Source organism: Enterobacter cloacae complex sp.6700776, from assembly GCF_048284255.1.
GTDB lineage: Bacteria > Pseudomonadota > Gammaproteobacteria > Enterobacterales > Enterobacteriaceae > Enterobacter > Enterobacter intestinihominis.
On sequence record NZ_JBLVYK010000128.1, the window covers coordinates 1 to 318 of the forward strand.

Sequence of the window (318 nt, forward strand, 5' to 3'; positions counted from 1 at the left end):
CGGATACCGTCACGATGAAGGTAGGGCAGACGATCAAGTTGCGCTTCATCGGCACCAACAACAATTTCGTTCACCCCATGCACGTGCACGGCGGGCCGTTCACCGTCGTCGCCCGCGATGGCTACGACCTCAAACCAAGCGCGCGATTCGAGGCGGACACTGTCAATGTGGGCCCTGGCCAGCGCTACGACGTGCTCTGGACGGCGCGCCGCCCCGGGGCGTGGCTGGTGCATTGCCACATCCCCCATCACACGACCAACAACAACGTCGAGCACCACGGAGGCGGCGGGCTGATGATGGTGTTGAATGTCCGAGACT

The 318-nt window shown here is 62.9% G+C and carries 1 protein-coding gene; it reads left to right on the forward strand.

Going from position 1 to position 318, the window contains the following annotated elements:
• A partial coding sequence (locus tag ACNQ0T_RS23545; RefSeq protein WP_417930419.1) for a multicopper oxidase domain-containing protein occupies positions 1–318 on the forward strand: 318 nt, incomplete at both ends.